This window comes from Robinsoniella sp., assembly GCF_034124845.1.
In genome coordinates, this window is record NZ_JAWYAJ010000538.1 from 1 (window position 1) to 2,226 (window position 2,226).

Below are 2,226 nucleotides of genomic sequence, written 5' to 3' on the forward strand. Positions count from 1 at the left end.
GAATAGATACTGATTAAAAAGGTATTCTTTATAGTAGTTACAAAATAAGGAGATTCAAAAAATCGGATAAAATATTTAAACCCAACCCACGGACTTCCCAAAAACCCCAGCCTTGGGTTAAAATCCCGGAACGCTATCTGCACACCATACATTGGAATATAGCTGAAGATAAAAGTCAGAATTAAACCCGGCAGGACAAACATCCACAGTGAAATATCCCCCTTTACAGCAGTTTTGCTCCGTGTTTTCTTTACTTTAACGGGTTTGTTGTTTACCTTATCGTCTTTTTTCATTTTCAGTCTCTCCTTTTCTATTTATTGTTTACTATAATTTAACATAACTTTTAACAAAGTACACAAAAATTATACATTTGATAACCGCTATATCTGCTATTATTTTACATATAGTATATATATTTGTCAATATAAACAATGCATTTTTGTAATTTTTTAACATTTTGCACAATTAAGGATGAGTTTTTTATTATATAATGTATATTGAAAATGAATTTTTTTAACATAATGTTAAATTTTATTTTTCCAATATATTTATCATTCTTTCTGAACAGCGCTTCCGTTTACAGGATTATGGCAGCGTAAAAGAGTGTGTTTTAGAATTGATTCTGACAGCAGCCCAATAGAATGAGTATTAAAAAACCGCGGATATCACAAGTTAATGTGCCCCCATCGAGTCATTCTTTGAGGGCTCTTGTAATTACCGCGATCCGTTATTTTAATATGCAAGATTATTTTTTACTTCCCAGAACATTTTTAACACTATTTTTAACATTTTAACAAAACCTATTGCGAAACTTATTGTGATTTGGTAAAATAATAAAAAAAGATATCTGCTTAAGGGGGTTCCTTACTCACGCAGACATCTTATCTGATGTGCGAGGTATATAATTATGAAAAAACCAACTATGCAGGATATTGCAGAGGCTGCGGGTGTCTCCCGCGTCACCGTTTGGAAAGTACTGAATAATCATCCCGGCGTTTCCGAAGTGAAAAGCAGTATGATTCTAAACGAGGCTGCTCAGCTTGGCTACCCTCTGCCGGAAACGTTTACAAATAATGGGGTACAGAATCACCCGGCTTTGAAATCCAACACCGTCCATGACAGCGCCACCATATCCGTTGTGGTATCCAGACCAGATTCCTCCGTGTTCTGGAGTAACATCATCCATGAAATTGCAAAGGAAGTCACAAAAGCCGGATGCAGCCTGATGTACACCTATGTTCCCACCGAAATTCCGGACGATTATATTTTGCCCCCGCCGCTTACTTCCGGGCAGGTGCAGGGGATTATCATTCTTAACGTGTACGACGCAAAGCTTCTGTCCATTTTGAACCGCCTTCCCATCCCAAAAGTATTTCTGGATGCCGTAACCAATTTCTCTCTGGATACGCTGACCGGAGACATGGTTCTGCTGGAGGGAAAAAGCTCCGTGGAGAAAATTACCGACTATCTGTTTGCCTCAGGCCGGCAAAAAATTGGGTTTATCGGAGATATCAACTATGCCCTGACTAACAAACTCCGTTACGAAGGATACGCAGCTTCCATAGCCAAACATGCATCCCGTATGGAACCTGCCTACTGCAAAACAGGTACCATTGGAATTGAAACTTACGTAGAAGAAATACATACTTATTTATCAGGTCTTCGGAAACTGCCGGATGCATTTGTATGTGTCAGTGACTTCGTAGCCCATGTCGTCTATCAGGAACTGATGCTCATGGGCATCCGCGTCCCGGAAGAAGTGATCGTAACCGGCTATGACAACATTTCCGACTATATAGACATGAAGGATTTCCTCACAACTGTTAATATTAACACCTCTGCCCTTGGCAAGCGGCTGATCAGCCAGTTGTTTTACCGTATAGAAAATCCGGACACGCCTGTGGAGGTTATTTATTTGTATTCCGAGATCCTGTATCATTGAGCCGGGCGGGAGATTAATCCCGGATGAAGGATGCGTAAGGGACTGCCCGCGGGACGTAGATAGACGGTCAGCCCTGGTTGATTTCTTTAAAAAAGTAACCGCAACCTTTGGCTTGGGGCGGTTACTTTTTGTGTAGTTTAAATACGCCTGTAAGATTATTACGGCACCTGTACCTAAACAAAAAACAGCGGAAACGCCTGTATTTAAAGGCTTTTCCGCTATTCTAAAGTAGTGAGACATCGGGGATTCGAACCCCGGACAACTTGATTAAAAGTCAAGTGCTC

Annotated in this window: 1 protein-coding gene and 1 pseudogene; one reads left to right on the top strand and one right to left on the bottom strand. The window is 40.3% G+C overall.

Features of this window, described 5'->3' with window-relative positions; all coding sequences use genetic code 11:
• Nucleotides 1-293: pseudogene (locus ACH2DQ_RS26720) on the bottom strand (sugar ABC transporter permease); the annotation flags it as partial.
• A gap of 614 nt (nucleotides 294-907) precedes the next feature.
• On the opposite strand from ACH2DQ_RS26720, the gene ACH2DQ_RS26725 reads away from it, so the two are divergent.
• Nucleotides 908-1,942, top strand: a complete 1,035-nt coding sequence (locus ACH2DQ_RS26725; protein ID WP_394912348.1) for a LacI family DNA-binding transcriptional regulator — start codon at nucleotides 908-910, stop codon at nucleotides 1,940-1,942.
• The last annotated feature ends 284 nt before the right edge of the window (nucleotides 1,943-2,226 follow it).